Source organism: Candidatus Roizmanbacteria bacterium CG_4_9_14_0_2_um_filter_38_17 (genome assembly GCA_002788855.1).
Taxonomy (GTDB): Bacteria; Patescibacteriota; Microgenomatia.
In genome coordinates this window covers 22,917-46,404 of sequence record PFSB01000013.1, presented here as the reverse complement: position 1 = coordinate 46,404, position 23,488 = coordinate 22,917, and the positions used below count along the sequence as shown (strand labels likewise).

Genomic DNA, 23,488 nt, shown 5'->3' with positions numbered 1-23,488 from the left:
CTTATATTTTAACAAATTTACGAGCTTTTAGTGCTAGTTTATGTGCAGTATTTATATCATCTGCAACTACCGTAATGTGGCCCATTTTCCGCTCAGGTCTTGTCTCAAGTTTTCCATATATATGCACAGAGGTACCAGGTAACTTATGAACCATATGCAGCCCATCGGGTTGGGCAATGCCTTCTCTTTCACCAAGAATGTTTATCATTACTACAGCTGGATGAATAAGTTTAGTATCTCCCAAGGGCATTCCTGTAATTGCTCTAATATGCTGCTCAAACTGGGAAGTCGCACATCCTTCCATAGTATAGTGACCCGAGTTATGAACTCTGGGAGCTAATTCATTAATTAGCACTTGCCCTTTATCTGTCAAAAACATCTCTATCCCAAACACTCCAGCTCCTCCTAAACTTTTCATAACATTTTTAGCCAGTTTCTGGGCGTTTTTTATTATTTTTCCCTTCACTTGCGCAGGTGCAAACACTAAGTGACAAATATTATTCTTATGCAGAGTTTCTACAACAGGGAATGATTTTATATCACCACTAGTTGATCTTGCTACCATTACAGCCAACTCTTTCTCAAACTTCACCCAGGCCTCCACATATAATCTGCGACCATCAAGTTTTATCAGAGCTTGATTAATATTTTCCTTTGTTTTTATAACTGCGTTGCCTCTTCCATCATAGGCATCAAATCTAGCTTTCAGCATCAGTGGATAACCAAATTTCGCTCCTGCCTTAATAATATCTTCCCGAGATTTAACTTCCATAAACTTAGCTGTTGGTACTTTTGCTTTTTGTAGAAATTTTTTCTGCTCCAGCTTATCTTTTATAATACCCAATGTTTTTGCAGATGGATTAATCTGTAAACCTTTATCTGATAGCTCTTTTAATATTTCTGCATTTGCTAGCTCTATCTCAAAAGTAAGAAAATCCGAGTTTTCTCCTAACTCTCTAATAGCTTTCTCGTCCTGATAATTCGCAACTATCTGATGATCTACTACCTGCCCCGCAGGGCTATTGGGAGTTGGATCAGTTACCATAACATAAAACCCCATTTTCTTAGCAGCAAATCCCAGCATCCTCCCTAATTGTCCCCCACCCACAATACCTATTCTATTACCAAACATCAGCTACATTATAACAATATATAGTGTCAAACGCTGGACGTTTGACACATTTAATGATAATGTTTTAATTAATATGCAACATAAAAATGAATTTATAACTGATCAGATCTATCACATATACAGTCGTGGAGTGCGCAAATCACTAATATATATGAACAATGCTGACTATCAACGCTGGGAGAAACTTTTATTCTGGTGTAAGACCTACGACTATTCATATAGTTTATTTATACGCGAAGTAAACCGGGGTAAAAAATTAGGTCGTACAGAAGAGGAAATAATGGAGAAATACGAACATAACAACAAATATAAATCTGCGCCAGTTGATATTCTAGCATATGTTGAAATGCCAAACCATTTTCACTTAGTACTTAAACAGCTTAGAGACGATGGCATATCAGAATACATTCACAGACTGCTAACAAGTTACTCAAAGTACCTAAATACTAAACATGATTTCAAGGGATCTGTATTCGAAAGCAATGCAAAGTCAGTCATTGTTCTAACAGATGAGCAACTAATTCAATTAATTAGATACATTCATCTTAATCCATTAGTTGCCGAGTTAATTGAAAAGGAAAATCTACACAAATATATATGGTCTTCATGGCCCGTATACATAGATTTAAAGGATAATAAATTACTAAATATGGAATTTATCAAACACAACTTCAACACCATCGGAAGCCTAAAAGAATTCACACAATAAGTGTCAAACGTTGGACGTTTGACACTTATTTAAAACACTTCACAGCATTTTTGAATATCTTTAGGCCGTCTGCATATTTTGGAAACTTCCTACCTTCTCTCAAATGTTGCTCTTTTAGATATGTCCAGTGGGGAAGCTGAGTAAAGAACATTCCGCGCTCTGGATGTGGCATTAACCCAAGTATTCTACCAGTTGGATCAGTAACACCTGCAATATCCCGAAGAGAGCCATTGGGATTTGCATCATACTCAAAGTGCTCACAGATAGGACCATTTGTATATGTTAATGCAATTTGACCTTCACTTTCTAACTTATCTAAGAGAGTGCTTTCTGCATAAAACTTTCCCTCTCCATGAGCAATAGGAATAGATAGTTCCTTAATTCCATTAAGCCAAGGAGAGCTACTTTCTACTTTAAGGTCCACCCAGCGAACGATATATCTTACTGAATCATTTGCCAATAGAGCTATTTGTCTTTCGCCATATTTATTATTTATTGCGGGCAGCAAACCAAGGTTAGCAATAATCTGAAAACCGTTACAGATTCCAATTGTAAGTGTGTCTCTATTAATAAACCTGACTAAATCCTCCCACAGGTTGTTTTTGAGTTTATTTGCATATGCATTACCTGCTCCCGTATCATCTCCATAGGCAAAGCCCCCTGGAAATGCCAATATTTGGTATTTATTTAGCAGTTTTTTGTTGGCAATAAGATCATTAATATGAACAATAGTAGCGTCTGCTCCAACCAAATCAAAAGCATATTTTGTCTCCTCTTCACAATTTAAACCATAGCCAGAAAATACTAATACTTTTGGTTTCATCAATATCCTTTAAAACTTGACCTATATACTTTTGTCATTTTATCCAAATCTAGATTAACTATGTCTTTAACAACAAAATTACTATTTTTGGTTACTTCACCGAGTTTAACAATTGACTGACCTAACATTTCCTTTTCAAACTCAGCTGCGTTTTCTGGGTTTACGCTCACCAAAAGTCTTCCTTGGCTCTCGCTAAATAAAGCTGTATAGATTCTATCTATGTCTCTACCTAGCAAATCACTAATTCTAACTTTAACTCCCAGCTGACCAGCAATAGCTTTTTTAGCCAGTGCAACACCAAGTCCACCTTTACCAATTGCCAAGCCAGAAGAAATTAAATTCTTCTGTATGGCTCTGTAATATGCCCTGTAAAGCCTCTTGTTTCTTGCGGCATCGACCCTTGGCACATTATTTCCGATCTCATCAAGCATCGAATAATACTCACTGCCACCCAACTCATCGTTTGTCTCTCCAAGTAAATAGACGTAATCACCAGCAAATTTAAAGTCTAAGCTTACTACTTTATATATATCCTCAATGACACCAATAGAGGATATAAGTAAAGTAGGGGGGATAGAGATTATGGTTGGATTACCTTTATCATCATAACCCTTGAAATCATTAAACATGCTGTCTTTACCAGATATAAACGGGGTGCCATAAGAAACTGCCGTATCATAACAAGCCTCAGCTGCTCTTTTTAGCTGTCCTAGCCGTGCTTTATCACTTGAGCTACACCAGCAAAAATTATCCAGTAATGCCAAGTAATCAATATTAGCGCCCACCGCTACCGCATTTCTAACAGCTGTATCTATAGAACAAGCTGCCATATGATATGTATCTATATCACTATACGAAGGGCAAAGCCCATGCGATAACACTACTCCTCTATCAGAATTAAAAACAGGTTTTATTACCGCTGCTTCTCCATTTACTCTTCCCTTCCCTTGCAAAGGCTTAAGAACCGAGCTTGCCTGTACTTCGTGGTCATACTGTGTAGAAATAAATTCAAACCCTGTCAAATTTACCCTTCCCAACATCTGTAATATTTCTTTATTTAAGTTTTTATTATGAGCTATTTTTGGTTCTTTATACCTTGTTCTTATAAAGCTAGTTTGCATAGGTCTAATTGGTAGACCATCATGTAAAAAATCCATGCTTAAATCCATTACTTTTCGGTCTTTGTACCAAACGGTGCACATTCCAGTACTACTAAATTTACCAATATTAGCAACTTCTACTCCCCTACTCTCCATAAGTTTTTTAAATCTAAGCCACTTAACTGGGGGAACTGCAAGTGTCATTCTCTCTTGAGATTCTGAAATCCAGATCTCCCACGGTGACAAATTGGGATATTTAAGGGGTACTTTATCCAAGTTCACTTCACAACCACTACACTCTTTAGCCATTTCGGCTACTGAACACGAAATACCTCCTGCTCCATTATCTGTAATACTATTAAATAGTTTTTGCCTATTTGCCTCCTTTACCACAGCGTCTGAAAGCTTTTTTTGAGTTATGGGATCACCGATCTGTACTGCTGTTGCAGGACTACCCGTATCCAAAGCTTCGGATGAAAATGTAGCCCCATGAATACCATCTTTCCCTACTCTTCCTCCAATTATCACAATATAATCTCCTGGCTTTGCCCTCTTTTTATATGACGCCTTTCCCTTAATCGTAGTAGGAATTAAACCAACGGTTCCCACGAATACGAGTGGCTTACCTTTATAACGGCTATCAAACTGTAAAAATCCAAGCGGTGTTGGAATACCAGAACAGTTCCCACCTACATTCACACCCTCAATAACCCCCTCCATGATGAATTTTGGAGATAGCATTTTTTGCGTTTTATTTTTTCCTTTATACAATGGGGCGATGTCACCTGGATCAGCAAAACAAAACCCATACCTATTCGCAATGGGTCTAGCCCCCTGTCCAAATCCAATCGTATCTCTATTTACACCAACTATACCTGTAATTGCTCCGCCATACGGATCCAAAGCTGAAGGGCTATTGTGAGTTTCTACTTTATCCGTTACTAAATAATTCTTATCAAACTTAATCGCTCCCGAGTTATCAGTAAATACCGATACACAAAAATCATCCTTACCCTTGAGCAGTCGTATCTCTTTTGTAGCTTTTTGAATAAACTCTTTATATAGCCCATTTTTTACTTCATCAATTGGATCGGCGAATATTGTATGCTTACAATGTTCAGACCATGTCTGCGCTATTGATTCCAGTTCTACATCCGTTGGCTTCCTCCTAAGTTTTCTGAAGTAGTCACGAATTTCACGCATATATACTAAATCCAGCGCCAGTGGCCCTCTTCTTGCCTTTTTCCCCATTATTCCTTCCTTGCCTATTTCAACTAATTCCTCATCACTGACATCAAGATCAACCTCAATTACACTAGGCATTGCATCAAGCTTAACTCTTGGAACTTGTTCTTCCATACCATTATCTTTTCTAAACTCCTTATAGCTTTTAATATGGATTCTCATAATCAGAGGATTGGCCAAATTAGCTGCGATTGATCCAACTTCTTGTCGTGTTAACTTGCCTGAAATATAGACCATATTGGAGCTATAAACATCTTCACTCTCACCAAACCGTATATCTAGCAAATTTTCAATTGCCTCCCTAGTTGTCTTTGCAACATTATCTGTGACACCCGGCAAAAAACCAATCTCTAACGCCCAATTAAATTTTTTAATCTCCCCTACCGAATTAATAACAACTTTATGGGTTACGGGATTAGTAAGCATAGAAGCTACAAGATCTAGCTGTACTTTGCCCAGCTTACCATCCACTGTGTAAATCTGGGATAATGTGACAGCCTTTACTTTGATCGCAAAACCTAATTTATGAAGTTTAGCAAGCAATATACCAGCTCCCGCATCCTGGACAGATGAGCTAATTTCGATCCGATTTATCATTTATGATTTAAATATTTTTCCATTGCCTCTTTCTTAGCCTGTATGAGAAGTTTTCTTTCGTTTTCTCGTATAAATGGCTTTGTTCTTTTTTGAATTTCCATATGGCCACTGGCTATATCTTTAATTGCTTTAATAACATTTTTGTGTTCAATAGGCAAAAGTTTCTTTTGCAGTTCTTCGGGCGTATCTTCGTCACTAACTACTAATTCTTGTCTTGCAATTACATCGCCCTCATCAAAATTTTCTGTTACAAGATGAACAGTTGACTCGATAGGAATATGTCTCTTTGTATGACCTACTGCTTGTAATTCATGTACAAGTTTTCTAAATTTAACAAGTGCTGCAATCGGAACTATGCCATACATCCCCGCACCTCCAAAATCATAACTAACACCATTTTTAAATTCTGGATCAAGTGGAGCAGGATGTTGATTAATAATCTTACAGTCATATTGTGTTAGCACACTCTTTGGGGTAAGTGGCAACCAACCATTTTGGCTAATTAAATCTGGCTTCCATTTATTTAGTTGTATTAATAATCTTTGTTCAAAATCATTTTCTTCTTGATTTATTATCTCTACATTAACACCCAATTTTTCTGCCCTCTTTATACCCTCCGCTGCTTTATCACTTGAAATTACCCCCACAATCTCAACATTGCCTAGGTTTGAATTTTGGGTTTCCTTAATAATGTTCTCCATTGTTGTTCCACTGCCAGAAATAAGAATTACTAGTCTTATTTTTTTGGTTGTAAAGCCTTCCTAGCAATATCTTTTCTATAGTGCATTGACTTAAAATACACTAACCCTTCATCAATAACCTTATATACTTGCCTTACTGCTTTTTCTAGACTTTCCCCGCGAGCTGTAACACTTAAGACCCTTCCACCAACACTAAAATGTTGACCTTGGGTTAGCTTGGTACCCGCATGGAACACCACTATATCTCTAGGCAATTCTTGATCTAATCCATGCAAAAGCTGACCCATTGTATAAAATCCTGGATAACCTCCCGAAGCCAATACAACCGTAACCGCGTAGCCATCAAAAAAAGTTATTTTCTCATCTTTAAGCTTACCTTCTACACAGGCCGCTAAATGTTCAAATAAATCTGACTTTAGCATTACTAGCTGAGGCTGAGTCTCGGGATCACCAAAACGCACATTGTACTCAAGAACTTTTGGGCCACTGCTAGTTAGCATAAGCCCTGCATATAATACTCCTACAAGTGGCCTCTTTTCACTAATCATTCCCTCAACAGTTGGAACCAAGATCTCCTTTTTAATCTTATCTAGCATTGTTTTATTAAGCAAAGGAACTGGCGCATATGCACCCATTCCACCAGTATTTAGTCCTTCATCTTCGTCATTAACTCTTTTATGGTCTTTGGCGGGTAGCATAACTTTAATATCTTTTCCATCACATATTGCAATAACCGAAATCTCCATGCCCCGCAACCTCTCCTGAATAATGACTGTTCGGCCCGCTTCCTTAAATTTACCTTCCCGCATCATCTCCACAATTGTCTGTTTTGCCTCATCTTTTGTACTAGGTAAAACAACTCCCTTTCCTGCTGCCAATCCATCTGCCTTAATTACCAAATCACCCCAATTACAAGAATCTACAAATTTTATAGCATCCTGATGTGAATCAAATACTTTGTATCTAGGAGCCGGAATGCCATATTTTTCTACAAACTTAGATGACCAGCTTTTTGAAGACTCAAGTTTTGCCGCTGCCTTGCTTGGACCAAATATTGCAAGGTCCGCTTTCTGAAATTCATCTACAATCCCTAAGCTAAGTGGGTCTTCTGGTCCCACGACAGTCAAATCTATCTGATTTAGTTTTGCAAACTCCAAAAGACCCAAGATGTTATCTGCAGTAATATCAATATTCTCACCTATCTCTGCCGTTCCGCCATTTCCTGGAGTAAAATATATTTTTTTAACGTGTGGCGATTGAGCTAGTTTCCAGCCTAAAGCATGCTCTCTACCTCCGCTGCCAACTATCAATATTTTTTTACCTATTTTTGTAGTATTTACCATTTTTACTTACTGGGTATAACCCTGTAATGCAGCCTCCGCACCCACCATTTGCTACAAATATTTCATTCTTGTTCTTAGGAAGAATAACTTTTACACCAGGATATTTTGCCTCAACAAATCCTAGATTTGAGATATAGTTTACACTTGTGGCGCCAATTTTTTTAGCTATTTTGACTGGGTCTCCTCCATATTTTGGTGCAGCCAACTCACCGTCACTTCTAATACTTACTCCCAGATGACAAGGATTCATAAGTGGGGGGAAGCCGATAATCCAATGAACTTCTTTCGCTCCAAGACAAAATATAGTTTCTGTAACTTTCTTAGACACATTGCCTCTTACAATTGAATCATCACCAATAACTACAATCTTATCTTTCCATACTTTTAAATCTGGAGAAATGGATAATTTTCCTAATACTCTACTACTAATTTTTTGTATATCATCATCACGCATAAATAATCTTTGTGCGCCAAAGGGGTCAAAATGATCGCGAATTATAGCCTGTCTGTAAGGCAACCCTAATTTTGCCGCATAGCCAGTTGCTAGGCTTACTCCAGAAGAGGGAACACCAACAACAAAATCTGAATTTAGAATAGGTTTTTCCTCAGCTAATTTCTCTCCACATCTTTCTCGAAAACTTCCAAAAGAGCTCCAGTCTTTAACATTAGAATCTTCACCACTTGAATACAGTGAATCTGGACGACTAAAATAGGCAAACTCAAAATCACAAAAGTGTGATTTTTTGCCTTTCTTTACTAAAGTACGTATCCCTTGATTATTGAGCTTAATAACTTCTCCCCTTCCTACTTCTCGTTCAACGTTGCCACCAACCTTATTAAACGCATGCGTCTCGGAAGCCACCATGAAGCCCCCGGATATTTTTCCTATAAACAGTGGCCGAATACCTAGCTTATCTCTTACTGCATAAAGATCCTTTCCTACCCCAATTAGTAGACTATATGCCCCACTGCATTTGTCAGCGCTGTTAACTATTTTCTCATCCCAAGATTTACCTTTAGATCCTGCCAGGAGTTGGGTAAATAAATAAGTATCACTTGTATCATTAGAATATATCTTTTTATTTAGCTTTTCTACTTTACTTTTTAATTCACTTAACCCAGCAAATTGGCCATTATGAATAACTGCCACTTTTTCACCCTTTGGGGAGCTAGCAATACATGGCTGTAAATTAGTCTGATCATAATCTCCATAAGTACCATATCTACAGTGGACTATAATCCAGTTATTGGGAACATCAAAATCAAGTGCTACATCACTAGTAAACACCTCATCAATTGTTCCCGTGCCACGATACACCTTTAACCCATCCTTTGAATTAAGCGCCAACCCAGCTCCTTGAAGTCCCCTGTGTTGCACTCCGCGTGCTGCAAGAAGTGCAAATTCAAATGATCTTGAAGGCTTTTTGTACGCAATTCCAACTATCCCACACTTTTCTTGCATTACTTGTTATTAATACACGCCTCTATATACTCGATAAATATTGGATGAGGTCTATTTGGACGAGATTTATATTCAGGGTGTCCTTGCGTTGCCATATAAAAAGGGTGTTTATCTTTTGGCAGCTCAACTATTTCAGCCAAATTTTCTACAACCGACCTTGCAGAAATAACCAACCCATGTTTTTCCATTGCATTTGCATATTTATCATTAAATTCATAGCGGTGTCGGTGTCTTTCACTCGTTAACTCTGTTTTTTTATTAATAAATCCATCGTACTTATCATAAGCCCAATAAGCTCTAGTGCCATTTTTAATGGTAGCATCCCAACCACCAAGTCTCATTGTTCCACCATAAGCTCTCCGGTTCATAAACTTTTTCTGTGCTGGCATTAAATGTATTACTGGATCAACCGCATCTGGCACGTTCTCTGTGGTATTTGCATTTTTCAAGCCCACAACATCTCTAGCAAAAGAAACTACTGCCAATTGCATTCCATAACATAATCCTAGATACGGAATTTTTTGCTCCCTTGCGTATCCTGCTGCCTCAATCATTCCCTCAGCACCTCTTTCTCCCCAGCCAATCGGCACCAGAATTCCATCAACACCCTTTACTTGGGTCCCCATTCCTTTCTTCTCTACTGTTTGCGCACTTATCCATTTAGTGTTGAGTTCATATCCATGGTGCCAAGCAGCATGCTGCAAAGCATCAAAAAGCGCCGCGTAGGAATCACGAAGTTGGTACTCCCCCGTGCCAAAATACTTACCAACAATTCCTATATTAACTTTGTTGCCACTCTTTTTGATCTCTCCTATTCTATTAACTAATTTAGTCCACTCCAAGAGATCACCTTTTTTCTTTTCTAAGCCAAGCTTGTCTAATAAGCGCATATCCATACCTTGCTCTTTAAGCATTAGTGGTACTCTGTAGACTGTATCTGCATCAGGAGCTGATATAACATCTTCCGGGTGAACATTACAAAATAATGCAAATCTATCTTTTCTTCTCTTATCCATCGATTTTTCAGCTCTAGCTACAATAAAATCTGGTTGAATACCCATGGAGTTTAGTGTTCTAACTGATAGCTGTATGGGCTTTGTTTTTGGTTCCCCCAGATGAGGCGGGCATGGCATATAGCCTACATGTATATGAACAACGTCTCCAGGGTTTTTTAATGATAGTATTCTATTTGCTTCGTAGTAAAACAAGTTTTGATACTCTCCTGCCGTGCCTCCTAGCTCAATAACAATTACATCAGCTTTAGTCTTTTTTCCAGCGTCAATCCATCTTTTCTGAATTTCATCAGTCAGGTGTGGTATAGCTTCAACATCTTCTCCTTCATACTCAAATTTTCGCTCTCTTTCAATAACACTCTGATATACCTGACCAAGTGTCATGAAGTTTTCTTTGCCTAAGTTTTTCCCAAGAAACTTTTCATAAGTACCAATATCCATATCTGCCTCAGTACCATCCTCACACAAAAAAGGGTCTCCATGCTCAATAGGATTAATTGTACCCGCATCAACATTCAAATAGTTTTCACATTTAATCGGAGTTACCTTATATCCCGCAGATTCCAGAAGGAGAGAAACGGAGGCCGCGATTATACCTTTACCAAGCCCTGATATTACACCACCCGAAACAAAAACATATTTTGTCCGCATGCCTCATTCTAATAATAATTTACAAAATAGTCAACAAACAATACCTGCTGTATATTATGTGCTAATATAGTTTGTATGGGTGAATTAGCACTACCACTAGTTGGAAATTTACTTGCCTTTTTAGTCTTTCCGCTTGTTGGGGGATATGTTGCACATAAGTTAAAACTACCATCTATTATTGGCTATATAGTTGGAGGAGTTATTCTAGGATTAATTATGGGTGACTATGTCAGAGGTGCTACAATCACCAATGTAGCCAATATAGGAGTTATTCTGCTGCTTTTTACAGTTGGTTTAGAGATCCATCTAGGATCACTACGAAAATCAGCAAAATTTATCACCATAGGTGGAATAGCTCAAATCATATTTACCTCTTTAGCTGTATTAATTCTTTCTGTATTGTTTGGTTTCTCGCCAATTGAGTCAGTTGTAATTGGCTTGGCTTTTTCATTATCTTCAACAGCAGTTATTGCTAAATTACTTCAGGATGAGGGTACTGAAGATACTGTGTTTGGTGAGTTGGTTCTAGGCGTCCTAATCCTGCAGGATCTGGCTGTCATACCTTTAATGACGATTCTTTCCTCATACGGAGCTGCGCCTACATTTACCCAATCATTAGTTGAAATTGGTATTTCTCTACTTAAGGCAGGAGTTGTATTGACCACTGTTTTTGTGTTTGGACGACAAATTATTCCCTTTCTCTATCGCAAAGTTGCTGGTCTTTCCCGAGAACTCCTTAACTTATTTACAATCTTTATGATTTTTGTAATCGTTGCGCTATTTTCCACGCTTGGCCTCTCAGCTTCCATAGCTGCATTTATTGCTGGCATGCTGGTCGGTCAAACCCTCGAACACTACCATGTTTTTTCTCAGATCAGACCACTTCGGGATTTATTTACAATTTTTTTCTTTGTGTACCTAGGAATTTCCATCGATCTAAGTATCATTTCAAATACCATCGGTACTATTATTCTCTTCACCTCAATTCTTATATTGCTCAAATTTGTAATTATTTCCGTTATATTTATGATTCTCCGCTATCATTCCCGTATCTCCTATTTTATTGGGCTTTACCTTGCCAACGTCGGAGAGTTTTCTTTTATTATTCTCCATCAAAGTCAGAACAACAATCTCATATCCGAAACTACATTTGTTACTGCAATAACATCTGTATTGCTATCTATTGCCTTAGCTCCAATCATCATCGCTCAAAAACATCGTATCTATGCTGCCTTAAAAGCAGGCATTAAGTTTGCACTTCCTACTCTATACATTCACATTCATGAAAAAGCAGACCGCGATTTAGCAAAAGTTGAAGACATGAAACTACATAATCATATTATATTACTGGGTATGGGTCGCGTAGGCTTGTACATTGCCGAAGCGCTGCGAAAGTTGAAAATAGATTTTGTAATTATAGACAGAGACTACCATGCTGTAACTCGAGCCAAGCGCGAAGGCTACACAGCTATTTACGGTGATCCCACAGACATAGATATTCTTGAATATGCCCAAGCTGGATCTGCCAAAGCGATTATCTCTACAGTCCCAGATAGGCTCTCTCAAGAAATGATTCTCCTAAATGCTAAGAATCTTAACAATCAAGCACCTGTATACTCCCGTGTACATTACCAAGAGCACATTAGGCAAATGTATAAGTTAGGAGCAGATGTGGCTGTACAGCCTGAATTTGAAGCAGCTCTAACTCTCCTTAAAGAAACAATGTTAAAACTTGGCTACTCATTAACCGAAATTGGAAAAGAGTTTAGTTATCTGAAAGAAATCCAGTCCTCAGACATAAAAGATCGGAAAAAATCCCGCCTCCCCGAAAGCAAAAGAAACTAAAACAAGGGGGAACCCCTTGCACAGACTTAATTAGAAATAGGGAAGGCGTAAATCTAGTAAAGTAAGGCTTAGCCTTACTTTACTTTCCCAGCCCAGGCCGGAGGATCCTCAAACCACAAATCAACAGACTCTTTCTCTTTTTTACTAATTAATCCCTCCTTAAATGCAGTTTCCGCAATTAGTCTACCAGTAGTGAGTGTTATTAGTTTAACTTTTGCTTTTTCAAAGTTTTGTTGAGAAATATCTGTTTCGTATGTAGTAGTAGCCAAACAATACTCTACTATTCCTCCTTCTGCTCTAATTGAGAGAGCATTGTCTATGGAGCTTTTACCTGTTGAAATATGGTCTTCAATTACCACAACTTTGCTTTCTTTTTTTAAATAACCCTCAATCTGCTCACCTTTTCCATGTTTTTTTGCAACCGAACGCACATAAACCATTGGCAGATTTAATTCATTCGCAATAAATGCTGCGTGTGGTATTGCTGCTGTAGCAGTTCCAGAAATCCAGTCAACATTATCTAATCCAATATCATCTTTTATAACCTGAACATAGTAGTCTATAATCTGCTTCCTAACTTCAGGATAAGAAATAATAAGTCTATTATCCAGATAAATAGGACTCTTCAGTCCAGAAGTAAATGTATATGGTGGGTCAAACTTAAAACTAACAGCATTAATTTTGAACAACAATCTTGAAATTTCTTCTGCTAACATGCTATATATTGTAACTTATCTATAAACATTTATCTCATCTCTTAGTTTTGTTGCTGTTTCTCTGGGATTATCTGCAAAGATAATTTTTCTGGCTAAGTTTATTATCACTCCATCACCTGTTGAATTTATTCCAGCTTTAACTGTTTTCTCAACATCTCCACCTTGCTCTCCAACCCCTGGAATTAAAAATACCATATCACCAGCAATTTTTCTAATCTTAGTTAGTTCCGCTGGATACGTAGCTCCCACCACCAATAAACAGTTGCTATTTTTATTCCAATCATTAACAACATTTTCAGCCACAACCTGGTATAGCTTCTTCTTATCAGTCCGTAAATCTTGAAATTCACCGCTACCAGGATTTGATGTTTTGCAGAGAACTATTATTCCCTTATCCTGCCTATCCAAAAAAGGCTCCAAAGCCTCTTGACCTAAATAGGGATTAACAGTCACGCCGTCAAATCCTAAGTAGTCAAAGATATATTCTACATACCCTTTATTCGTATTTCCTATATCTGCTCTTTTAGCGTCTAAAATAGTAACTATATCTGGATACTTACTTTTAAGATAATCTACTGTCATTTTAAGCTCAGCCATTCCCTCAACACCTTTAGCTTCATAGAAAGCAGAATTGGGTTTATACGCACAAACCAAGTCATGTGTTTGATCTATGATACATTTATTAAATGCAAACTGGGGATACTGCTTATTTTTATATTTATCTGGCAATTTACCTATATCACTATCCAACCCCACACAAAGCACAGAATTATTTTTTCTAACTATTTTTTTATACTTTTCTATAAATTTCATTTCACTTGTATACATATGATACTATACCTCTTAGATATGAAAAAGAGCTGGGACACTGTTGAGACAGATCTTCTTATAATTGGTGCAGGTGGTGCAGGGATGCGCGCGGCTATCGAAGCAGCTAAGTATGGCATTAAAATTACTGCTGTTTCTAAAGAGCCATTTGGACATGCACATACAGATAAGGCCATGGGCGGACTTAATGTGGCACTTAAAGATCCTGCAACGCCCGAACTTCATTTCCAGGATACAGTCAAAGGTGGATGGTACATAAATAATCAAAAATTAGTGCGTATCTTTACCCATGAAATGCCAGATCGAATTCACGATCTTGTATCATATGGGGTTAAATTTGATCGCCTACCTGACGGATCGTTTTATACCTGGGCTGGAGGCAAGCAGACTGCACCACTTAACTTATGCGCTGGAGACTACACTGGCCGTGAAATGATGCATGGACTATCCAATAAAGTTAAATCTCTCTCGCTTCCCTTCTTTGCTAATCACTTTGTTACTAAAATATTTGCTGACAAGAAAGGAGTATATGGCGCCTTAGCGTTGAATCTTAAAGATAACAGCCCTGTATACTTCTCTGCCAAATCCATACTGGTTGCAGCAGGTGGCGCAGGCATGCTCTATGAGATTACATCAAATGAGCCAAGTAATACCGGCGAAGGATATGCCTGGGCATATGATAGTGGTGTTGATCTTGTAGATATGGAATTTGTTCAATTTCATCCCACGGGTATGGCACATCCCTCATCAGTTCGTGGCAAGTTAATTACCGAAAAGGTCCGTGGCCATAAAGGTAAATTATACAACTCAAAAGGTGAACGGTTTATGAAGAGATATCAGCCAAAACTTATGGAACTTGCAGGAAGAGATGAAGTAACACGTGCAATTTATACAGAAATAAAAGAAGGAAGAGGGACTAAGCATGGAGGAGTCTACTTGGATGTACGTGAACTTGGGTTGCAACAAATAAAAAAGCTTATACCTGATGTTTATGATAATTTTAAACAAGTTGGTGTAGATATTAGTCGCGAAAAAATGGAAATTACACCAACGGCTCATCATATGATGGGAGGTATTCGCATCAATGAATGGGGTGAGACAAATATACCCGGATTCTTTGGTGCAGGTGAAGTAACCGGTGGCATTCACGGGGCAAACCGACTCGGGGGGAATTCACTAGCAGAAGGTCAAGTATTTGGTAGACGCGTCGGTATTCGCGCTAGTGAATATTGTTTGGGACAAAAGCATAAAAAATTGTCAAATGAAAAAATTACAGCTGAGATTAAAAAGGTTGAAGATCTATTAAATCGCAAACAAGGGGTAAGCTACAAAACAGTTCAAGACAAATTAAAAGCGATCATGTGGGAGTATGTTGGCATCGTGAGAAATGACAAAGGTTTAAAGATAGCAAAACACGAAGTATCTAAGCTACTAAAAGAGACAGCAAAATTGACGGCAACAAAAAAGTCACTCGCTCAAACATTAGAGACGATCGAAATGGTCAAGCTTGCTAGAATTATCATTGCCACTGCAGTCATGCGTAAGGAGAGCCGTGGTGCACACTTTCGAGACGACTATTCAAAAATGAGTAAAAAACAAGAGAAAAATATTATAGTACGTAAAGTAGGCATCTCCTTAACGACAACATTGAGTAAGACAGTAAAAATTTGACCACATATTCATCTATCACCAATGCGCGCATAATTACTCAAGATAAGATTATTCATGGCACAGTGTCTTTTTCAAATGGAAAAATTACCAATATCTCCAATAAATTTTCCAGTTCAAAATCTTCTTATGATGTAAATGGTAACTACGTGATGCCAGGGTTCATCGAAACGCATGGTCATTTTAGAGAGCCAGGATTTGAGCATAAAGAGGATATCAGCCATGGTACACGTGCAGCTCTCGCCGGTGGCTTTACAACTGTATTTGATATGCCCAACACAAATCCCCCTATAACTACCGTCAAACTTCTTCACCAGCAGATAGCTAGGTATAGTAAAAAATCATATTGCGATTTTGCTATCAATTTCGGTACATCTGTCAAGGACATACCAGAGCTAGAGAAAGTTGATACCAGTGAAATAGTAGGGGTAAAAGTGTTTATGGCTGGACACCAAACAACACCAACAACAGTTACAAACAAAAAAGATCAGGCAAGGATTTGGAAAATAGCTGCCGAAAGAGGATTTCCCGTTCTAGCTCATGCTGAGGATCAAAGTCTTGTAACGAAGCAGGAACAAGCTCTACAAAGAAGTGGTCGTACTGACATGTTTGCTTATTCCCAAGCACGAAATGAAGCAGTTGTCATAAAAGCTGCAAAAATTGCAGTAGAACTTGCTGTGAAATATAAGACAAAATTATGGATTCTTCATGCAAGTACACAAGGGGAATTTGAAGAAATAAGAAAAGCACGATTAAAAGGAATAAATGTGGGAGGAGAAGTTACCGGCTATCAGTTATTTTTTACAACTGATGATTATGAAAAACTGGGCACGCTTATCAAAGTCTCCCCCGCAATCCGCTCCCTCAAGACAAATGCGAAGCTGTGGCAGATGGTTCGAAAAGGTATAATCGACGGGTATTGTTCTGAACACACGCCTCATACGCTAGATGAAAAGCAGGGTGATATATGGAAAGCCGCAAGTGGTACTCCAGGAGTACAAGAATCAGTTGCGGTGTTTATCACGGGCTGGATTAGGCAATTTGGAAAAAATACACTTGAAGAGGGACTCATGCGACTAGCAAATATGGGATCAACAAATGTCGCAAACTTCTTTGGATTTACTCAAAAATCTGGTATCCAAATAGGAAATGATGCAGATTTAGTTGTAATTGATGTTAATAATATATGGAAAGTTCAAAAACAGGATTTGTTTACAAAGCTCAAATGGTCAGCATATGAAGGAATGGAACTTATTGGAAGGCCATATGCTACATTTCTACGTGGTAAGCTCCTATATAGCATGGGTAAAATAATAGCAACTAAACCCAGCGCGCACAGGTTGGTTAAGCAAATCTAACTTCATTTAGTTAATGCCAGCTTCAATAGTGCCATTCGAAGATACATACCATTTGCAACACTTTCCGTAAAATATACCGCACGAGGGTCATCATCAACACCCGGTGTTATCTCATTTATTCTTGGTAAGGGATGCATAATGATCATCTTCTTTTTTGCTTTTTCAAGTCGCTTAATATTCAATATATAACTATTCTTAACCTTGTTGTAGGAAGCTATATTTCTAAATCTTTCTTTCTGAATTCTTGTCATATATAAAACATCAGCTTGAGAAATTGCTTCATTAAAATCTGTTATTTCATTAAAAGATATCTTAGTTTCCTTAATATAATCCAAAATCTTTTTGGGGACTTTTAGAGTTGCTGGAGAGACGTATATTATATTAACTTTTGAAAATAGAGAGAGCAGTTTTGATAAAGAATGGATAGTTCTTCCATATTTTAAGTCTCCCACCATAGTTATTGTAACTTCCTTATGTAAGCTAAAGTGGCTTGAAATTGTATAAAGGTCTAGTAATGCCTGAGTTGGATGTTCACCAGCGCCATCACCTGCATTTATAACAGGAACTTGGCTTGACTTTGCTGCCCTAGCTACCAAACCCGTCTCTGGGTGCCGAATAACAATTATATCGCTATAGCTACTAAATACACGAACTGTGTCTTCTAGAGTCTCTCCCTTTTTAACTGATGAGTTTTCAATTCCATGAATGGGGATAATACCACCACCCAATCTCTCCATTGCTGCAATATACGAGCTAAATGTACGACTCGAAGGCTCATAGAAAAGTGCCGTCATGATCCTATGCTGTAACTTGTTGTTGCCCCCCTTAGTCACAACTAACTTTTTCATGCTATCGGTTTCAGTGAAGAGTAATTTAATATCAGATTTACTAAACTGTTCCACAGAAAGAATATGCTTGTTTTTAAAATTCCCATCAATTTTTAACATTGTCATATTGCTTTTAACTCTTTGTTAAGGCATTGTCAAGATACTCATCCCAGCTGTTAATTTCAAATGTTTTATTTCTCATCAATGCCAGTGACTCAACAAATAAACAGGCGTTATGTAAGTCTGTAATTAAGGGAACACCATGGTCAATTGCAGCTCTTCTAATAAGATATCCATCAGTGGTCTGCTTCTTAAATTTTTCCATACCAACGTCTGGCATCTCACTTGTATTAATAACTAAATCAACCATCCCGCCAATAATGGTGGCTGGAACATCTGGTTGCTTTTTCTCATATATCTTATATACACAAGTTACATTTAACCCATTAGCAGCTAAAAAATCACAGGTTTTGCCAGTCGCATACAACTTAAAGCCAATCTGCTGCAACAACAGAGCTGGAGTTAAAAATTTCCTCTTTGCATGGTATCCACCCAGCGACAATAAAGCTGCTTTAGAGGGAAGCTTAACCTCTGTAGAAATTACAGCTTTTAAAAAGGCTTCATGTAAATTAGAAGCAAAACTTGCAGCTTCACCTGTAGAAGCCATCTCAACTTTTAAGACAGGGTCTGCTCCGCGCAGTCTGGAAAAGGAAAATTGAGGAACCTTAACAGCTGTAAAATTAGCTTTCTGAGACAGAACAATATCATCCTTGCCTCTACCTACTTTATTTTCAATCATTGCTTTAACTGCAAAAGAGATTAAATTAGAATTAGTAACTTTAGAAGAAAAAGGGAAACTTCTAGATGTTCTAAGATTACACTCAATAACACGAATGTCCTGATTGCTCACCAAAAATTGTATATTAAATGGACCATTTATTCGAAGCTCCTTAGCAATTCTTGCTGTCTGGCGAACTATCTTTTGTTGAATATTTAAGGGCAGAGTTGGTGATGGATATACTAAAGATGCATCACCTGAATGAACACCTGCATTTTCAACATGTTCTAAAATTACAGTTCTTAAAAGACCTCCGCAACTCGCAACTCCATCCACATCTGTTTCCTTGTAACCTAAATAATACTTACTCATTGTAAGAGGATAACCAACCTCTTTCACACTTTCAGAATCTAGATAACTATTTAACTCAGCTTCGCTAAACGCAACAAACATTGCTTGACCAGATAAAACATATGAAGGGCGCATTAACACTGGATAACCAATTTTATCAGCTGCAGTTACAGCCGCAGAACGACTCTTAACCTCTGCCCAAGCAGGTTGCAAAACTTTAATTTTATCCAGAAGTTTTGAAAATTTATGTCTATCTTCAGCTCTATCTATATCTTTTGGTGAAGTACCAAGTACGCTGATACCCGCATTTTTAAGCTTCAAAGCTAGATTATTAGGCGTTTGTCCCCCAACCGATACCACAAGTGGTATATTTTCGTATTCTGCTATATCTAGAGCTCTCTCAAAAGTCAGCTCATCAAAATACAGCCTATCGCTAATGTCGTAATCAGTGGAGACAGTTTCGGGGTTACAGTTTAGCATTACTGTTGAATATCCTCTTTTCTTAAATTCCCAGCAGGCACTAACCGCACACCAATCAAACTCTACTGACGATCCTATTCTATATGGTCCTCCACCCAATATTCCCACCGATTTCCTATTAGTTCTAGCTACATCATTACTATTTCCATTATAAGTCATGTAGAGATAATTAGTCTCTGCCGGAAACTCTCCTGCCAGTGTATCTATTTTTTTAATTACAGGCAAAATACTATGCTTTTTTCTATATAAACGAATCTTATCCTCGCCTAAATTAAATATTTTTGCCAGCTCATTATCTGAAAAGCCAAGTTTCTTTGCAGTTTTTATCTGCTCTGGAGTTCTTTGTTTACTTGATTTCATCTTCATATAGTACTTAACAACTCGCTGAATTTGATATATAAACCATATATCAATCTTGCTTAAATTAGCTATCTTTTCAGGAGACATACCCTTCATAAGAGCTTGTGATATTAGAAATAATCGCTCAGGCGTGGGATTAGCAAGTTCCTGCTCATAATTTATAGTTCGATCGCTATCTGGAATGACCCCCGAATAACCAATATCCAACATTCTCACTGCTTTTTGAATTGCTTCGGGAAATGTCCTACCGATTGCCATTACTTCCCCAACACTCTTCATCTCAGAACCCAACAGCTCATTCACTCTATCAAATTTATTCAAGTCCCATCGTGGAATTTTTACAACTAAGTAGTCGAGCGCTGGCTCAAAAAAAGCTGTAGTTGTCTTAGTCACAGCATTCTTAATTTCGGGAAGTGTTTTACCTAATCCAATTTTTGCAGCTACAAATGCCAAAGGATAACCAGTTGCCTTTGAAGCCAAGGCAGAAGATCTCGAAAGCCTTGCATTAACCTCAATAATTCTATAATCCAGCTTACTATTTTTGGGGTGGGGGTTAAAAGCAAACTGAATATTGCATTCACCAATTATCCCTAATCCCTCAATACAGTCTAAACTAACTCTTCTAAGTCCAAAATATTCGTCATTAGTTAATGTTTGAGAAGGAGCAACAACAATCGACTCACCAGTGTGGATTCCCATAGGGTCCATATTCTCCATATTGCATATAGTCACCTTATTTCCATTAGCATCTCGTATTACTTCATACTCAATTTCCTTCCAACCACCCAGATACTCCTCAACTAAAACTTGCTTGGATTGTGAAAGTGCAATTTTTAGCTGTTTATCTAGTTGCTGCTTATTGTAAACAACTGCAGAACCAAGTCCACCAAGAGCAAAAGCAGAACGCAACATGACCGGATATTTCATATTTTGCATTACTTTATGGGCCTGTTTAATCGAGTTTACGGTAGAGCTTATAGCCACATCTAACTTAAGTCTCTTCATCTCTCTTTTAAAAAGCTCTCTATCCTCTGTTATTTCAATTGTTTTAAGAGATGTTCCAAGCACCTTGACATTATGTTTCTTAAATACTCCCTGCCTATACAACTTTAGCCCACAATTTAAGGCTGTTTGACCACCAAATGCTAACATAACCGCATCAGGTTTTTCCTTTATAATAACTTTAGTAACAAACTCTGGGGTAACTGGTAAAAAATATACCTTATCAGCAAGACCTCTCGAGGTCTGAATAGTAGCGATATTTGGATTAACTAAGATGACTTTGTTACCTTCCTCTTTTACAGCTTTTATAGCTTGAGATCCTGAGTAATCAAATTCACCAGCTTGGCCAATCTGCAACGCTCCTGAACCGAGTATTAAAATTTTTAACATAATTTCACAAAATATCTAAATAGCCAGTTAGTATCTTCAGGTCCTGGTCTACCTTCTGGGTGAAACTGCGTAGACATAAAGGGTAGTGTTTTATGTTTTATCCCTTCATTTGTATGATCATTTAGATTTACAAACCACTCTTCCCACAACCTAGGCAGTTTTTTTGAATCAACTGCATATCCATGGTTTTGGGTAGTTAAGTAAGCTTTATTAGTTGACCTATCCAAAACAGGTTGATTATGTGAGCGATGGCCAAAGGCAAGCTTATATGTATCTCCACCTGCAGCTAGAGAGATTATCTGATTGCCCAAACATATACCCAAAAGAGGTTTTTTGCAGTTCATATATGACCTAATATTTTCTACAGTTTCCGTAAGCATCTTAGGATCACCTGGTCCATTACCCACAACTACTCCATCGTATTCCTCTAAACTACTCCAGTTCCAGGGTAATATTGTTATTTTTACTTTCTCTGCAAGTAAAGAGTCTATGATGCCTTGCTTAGTTCCACAATCAACTAGTCCAAGATGAGTCTTACCCTTACCTAAAGTAATTGGCTTACTAACTGAAATCTCAGCTGGTAGATTACTAGTGTTATTATCTACGATCTCTCTGTTTTTATCTTCCTCATGAAAATACAGCTTTCCACCCATCACTCCAGATTCTCTAAGCTTAAGAGTTAAAGCCCTGGTATCTATCCCAGATAGAGCTGGAACACCTTGTTCCTCAAACCATGTAGTTATATTTTTTACAGCGCTATGATGGCTATAGTTATTAACCTCCTCTGACATGATAACCCCCTCTACCTGAATTGCCTGACTTTCATATGTTTTGTCCTTAACGCCATAACTACCAATCAAGGGATAAGTGAAAACTAAAATCTGTCCGCGGTATGAAAGATCTGTCAAAGCCTCAGGATATCCAACCATTCCAGTAGTAAAAACTACTTCACCAGAACTAAATGTCGGTGCTCCTATACTTCTACCATGGATTTGTGTTCCATCTGCAAGCTCTAAAGTACCATTAAGCATTGCTCATTTTTATACCATTTATATGTATATTACACAACCCCATGTTTAGGCTACGGACCTTTTGGACTTTTAATCTCCTTTCCTAGAACAGTTGCTGGTGTTTTATCACCAAGGCCCTCATGGATTCTATCATTGTTGTAGAAATAGAGATACTTTTAAAGCATTAGCTGATGACTTAGTTTTGAAGGTCTAGGTAAACTATGAAACAGCTGTATCCGAGTCTGCAAATGCATGCATTGAGACAACCTTTTTCATCCAGGAATTATATCCCCGATTGTTCGGTAGTATGCTTCTTATCCTATCTGTTGTTTCATAGTTTACCTATTGGTGACTCATTGGACTTATTCGTTAAGTTTTGATCTTAAAGTAAGGCTTAGCCTTACTTGAAATTATCTAAAACAGCACCAGACATCAGGAATAAAAGACAAGAAAAAATCTCGCCTCCCAGAAAGCAAAAAAACTTAACATATAAGGACCGTCCTTATATGTTACCTATATACCTCTCTTATAAATTGCTCCTACAAATAATCTGACAGCTGGTCTGTTCTCTTTTTTGTAGATTATCGGAATGCCAATTCTTTGCTTGCAGTCTAAACATATATTACAATGCATATCATACAGTTTATACTTACCCCCTAGCCTTTAAATATTTTGCGTTTTTGCAGACCTTCGGTTTCGACTGTGCTTCAATACCCTTAAATCTACTAAGTGAGCTCTTAATAATGCATGTGTCTGCTGGTATTCTTGAGGATCCAGTTTGTCTTTAAGTATTTCTTCCGCTCGAGCCTTAGCTTTTAAAATTTCCTTTTCATTAAGCTCGTCTTCCTTTATAGCTCTCGTTACCATCAGCACCATCTTATCTTTATGAACTTCAACAAAGCCCCCACCTATGGCCATATATATAGGCTTGTTACTTACCATTATCTGTAGCTCACCCTCAATCAATTGAGCGAAGAGCGAGGCATGTTTAGACAAGATGGTGAGCTGCCCATCAGCGCCAGGCACAGTTACCTGTTTGATTTCACCTTCAAATGCTATTTTTTCTGGGGTGACAATTGATAGTGATAACACAATATAA

Annotated in this window: 17 protein-coding genes; 4 read left to right on the top strand and 13 right to left on the bottom strand. The window is 37.8% G+C overall.

Annotated elements, in window-relative coordinates; translation table 11 throughout:
* Position 1: 1 nt before the first annotated feature.
* Complete coding sequence (gene purK, locus CO050_02825) at positions 2-1,132, bottom strand: 5-(carboxyamino)imidazole ribonucleotide synthase (GenBank protein PJC31496.1); 1,131 nt, start codon at positions 1,130-1,132, stop codon at positions 2-4.
* Positions 1,133-1,205: 73 nt separating this feature from the next.
* Between purK and CO050_02820 the strand changes: the two genes are divergently transcribed.
* Positions 1,206-1,841 carry a hypothetical protein gene (locus CO050_02820; GenBank protein PJC31495.1) on the top strand — a complete coding sequence of 212 codons (636 nt, stop codon included), beginning with the start codon at positions 1,206-1,208 and terminating at the stop codon, positions 1,839-1,841.
* A gap of 25 nt (positions 1,842-1,866) precedes the next feature.
* Here the strand turns inward: CO050_02820 and CO050_02815 are convergent, their stop codons facing one another.
* Genes CO050_02815 through CO050_02790 form a run of 6 tightly spaced genes read right to left on the bottom strand, consistent with a single transcriptional unit; the run spans position 1,867 to position 10,776 of the window.
* A complete protein-coding gene (locus tag CO050_02815; protein ID PJC31559.1) occupies positions 1,867-2,664 on the bottom strand; it encodes a phosphoribosylformylglycinamidine synthase in 798 nt (265 codons plus the stop codon).
* Entirely contained in the window at positions 2,664-5,606 is a 2,943-nt protein-coding gene (locus CO050_02810) for a phosphoribosylformylglycinamidine synthase (protein ID PJC31494.1), read from the bottom strand. Before CO050_02810 ends, CO050_02815 begins: the two co-directional genes overlap by 1 nt.
* Entirely contained in the window at positions 5,603-6,307 is a 705-nt protein-coding gene (locus tag CO050_02805; GenBank protein PJC31493.1) for a hypothetical protein, read from the bottom strand. Before CO050_02805 ends, CO050_02810 begins: the two co-directional genes overlap by 4 nt.
* A gap of 35 nt (positions 6,308-6,342) precedes the next feature.
* Complete coding sequence (locus CO050_02800; protein PJC31492.1) at positions 6,343-7,650, bottom strand: phosphoribosylamine--glycine ligase; 1,308 nt, start codon at positions 7,648-7,650, stop codon at positions 6,343-6,345.
* Positions 7,625-9,112: a hypothetical protein gene (locus tag CO050_02795; GenBank protein ID PJC31491.1), complete on the bottom strand. Its 1,488-nt coding sequence runs from the start codon at positions 9,110-9,112 to the stop codon at positions 7,625-7,627. Before CO050_02795 ends, CO050_02800 begins: the two co-directional genes overlap by 26 nt.
* Positions 9,112-10,776 (bottom strand): CTP synthase, encoded by a 1,665-nt coding sequence (locus CO050_02790; protein PJC31490.1) that lies wholly within the window; start codon positions 10,774-10,776, stop codon positions 9,112-9,114. Before CO050_02790 ends, CO050_02795 begins: the two co-directional genes overlap by 1 nt.
* A gap of 75 nt (positions 10,777-10,851) precedes the next feature.
* On the opposite strand from CO050_02790, the gene CO050_02785 reads away from it, so the two are divergent.
* Positions 10,852-12,621, top strand: a complete 1,770-nt coding sequence (locus tag CO050_02785) for a hypothetical protein (protein ID PJC31489.1) — start codon at positions 10,852-10,854, stop codon at positions 12,619-12,621.
* A 74-nt stretch (positions 12,622-12,695) separates the two neighbouring features.
* On the opposite strand, the gene pyrE is transcribed toward CO050_02785, so the two are convergent.
* The gene (gene pyrE, locus CO050_02780) at positions 12,696-13,337 is read right to left on the bottom strand and encodes an orotate phosphoribosyltransferase (protein PJC31488.1); all 642 of its coding nucleotides are present in this window, start codon (positions 13,335-13,337) and stop codon (positions 12,696-12,698) included.
* Between the two features lie 15 nt (positions 13,338-13,352).
* A complete protein-coding gene (gene pyrF / locus CO050_02775) occupies positions 13,353-14,150 on the bottom strand; it encodes an orotidine-5'-phosphate decarboxylase (protein ID PJC31558.1) in 798 nt (265 codons plus the stop codon).
* Positions 14,151-14,165: 15 nt separating this feature from the next.
* Here pyrF and CO050_02770 point away from each other — a divergent pair, with 15 nt between their 5' ends.
* Positions 14,166-15,836, top strand: coding sequence for a fumarate reductase subunit A (locus CO050_02770; GenBank protein PJC31487.1), 1,671 nt, complete (start codon positions 14,166-14,168; stop codon positions 15,834-15,836).
* On the top strand, positions 15,833-17,191 hold the full coding sequence (locus tag CO050_02765; protein ID PJC31486.1) for a hypothetical protein: 1,359 nt from the start codon (positions 15,833-15,835) through the stop codon (positions 17,189-17,191). The genes CO050_02770 and CO050_02765 overlap by 4 nt, the downstream gene beginning before the upstream one ends.
* 2 nt (positions 17,192-17,193) lie before the next feature.
* Here the strand turns inward: CO050_02765 and CO050_02760 are convergent, their stop codons facing one another.
* The 4 genes from CO050_02760 to atpC all read right to left on the bottom strand — a co-directional run bounded on the left by CO050_02760 (position 17,194) and on the right by atpC (position 23,484).
* The gene (locus CO050_02760) at positions 17,194-18,138 is read right to left on the bottom strand and encodes an aspartate carbamoyltransferase (protein ID PJC31485.1); all 945 of its coding nucleotides are present in this window, start codon (positions 18,136-18,138) and stop codon (positions 17,194-17,196) included.
* 13 nt (positions 18,139-18,151) lie between these two features.
* Complete coding sequence (locus tag CO050_02755; GenBank protein ID PJC31484.1) at positions 18,152-21,379, bottom strand: carbamoyl phosphate synthase large subunit; 3,228 nt, start codon at positions 21,377-21,379, stop codon at positions 18,152-18,154.
* On the bottom strand, positions 21,373-22,410 hold the full coding sequence (locus CO050_02750) for a carbamoyl-phosphate synthase (glutamine-hydrolyzing) small subunit (GenBank protein ID PJC31483.1): 1,038 nt from the start codon (positions 22,408-22,410) through the stop codon (positions 21,373-21,375). The genes CO050_02755 and CO050_02750 overlap by 7 nt, the downstream gene beginning before the upstream one ends.
* A gap of 642 nt (positions 22,411-23,052) precedes the next feature.
* Complete coding sequence (gene atpC, locus CO050_02745) at positions 23,053-23,484, bottom strand: ATP synthase F1 subunit epsilon (GenBank protein ID PJC31482.1); 432 nt, start codon at positions 23,482-23,484, stop codon at positions 23,053-23,055.
* Positions 23,485-23,488 lie beyond the last annotated feature (4 nt).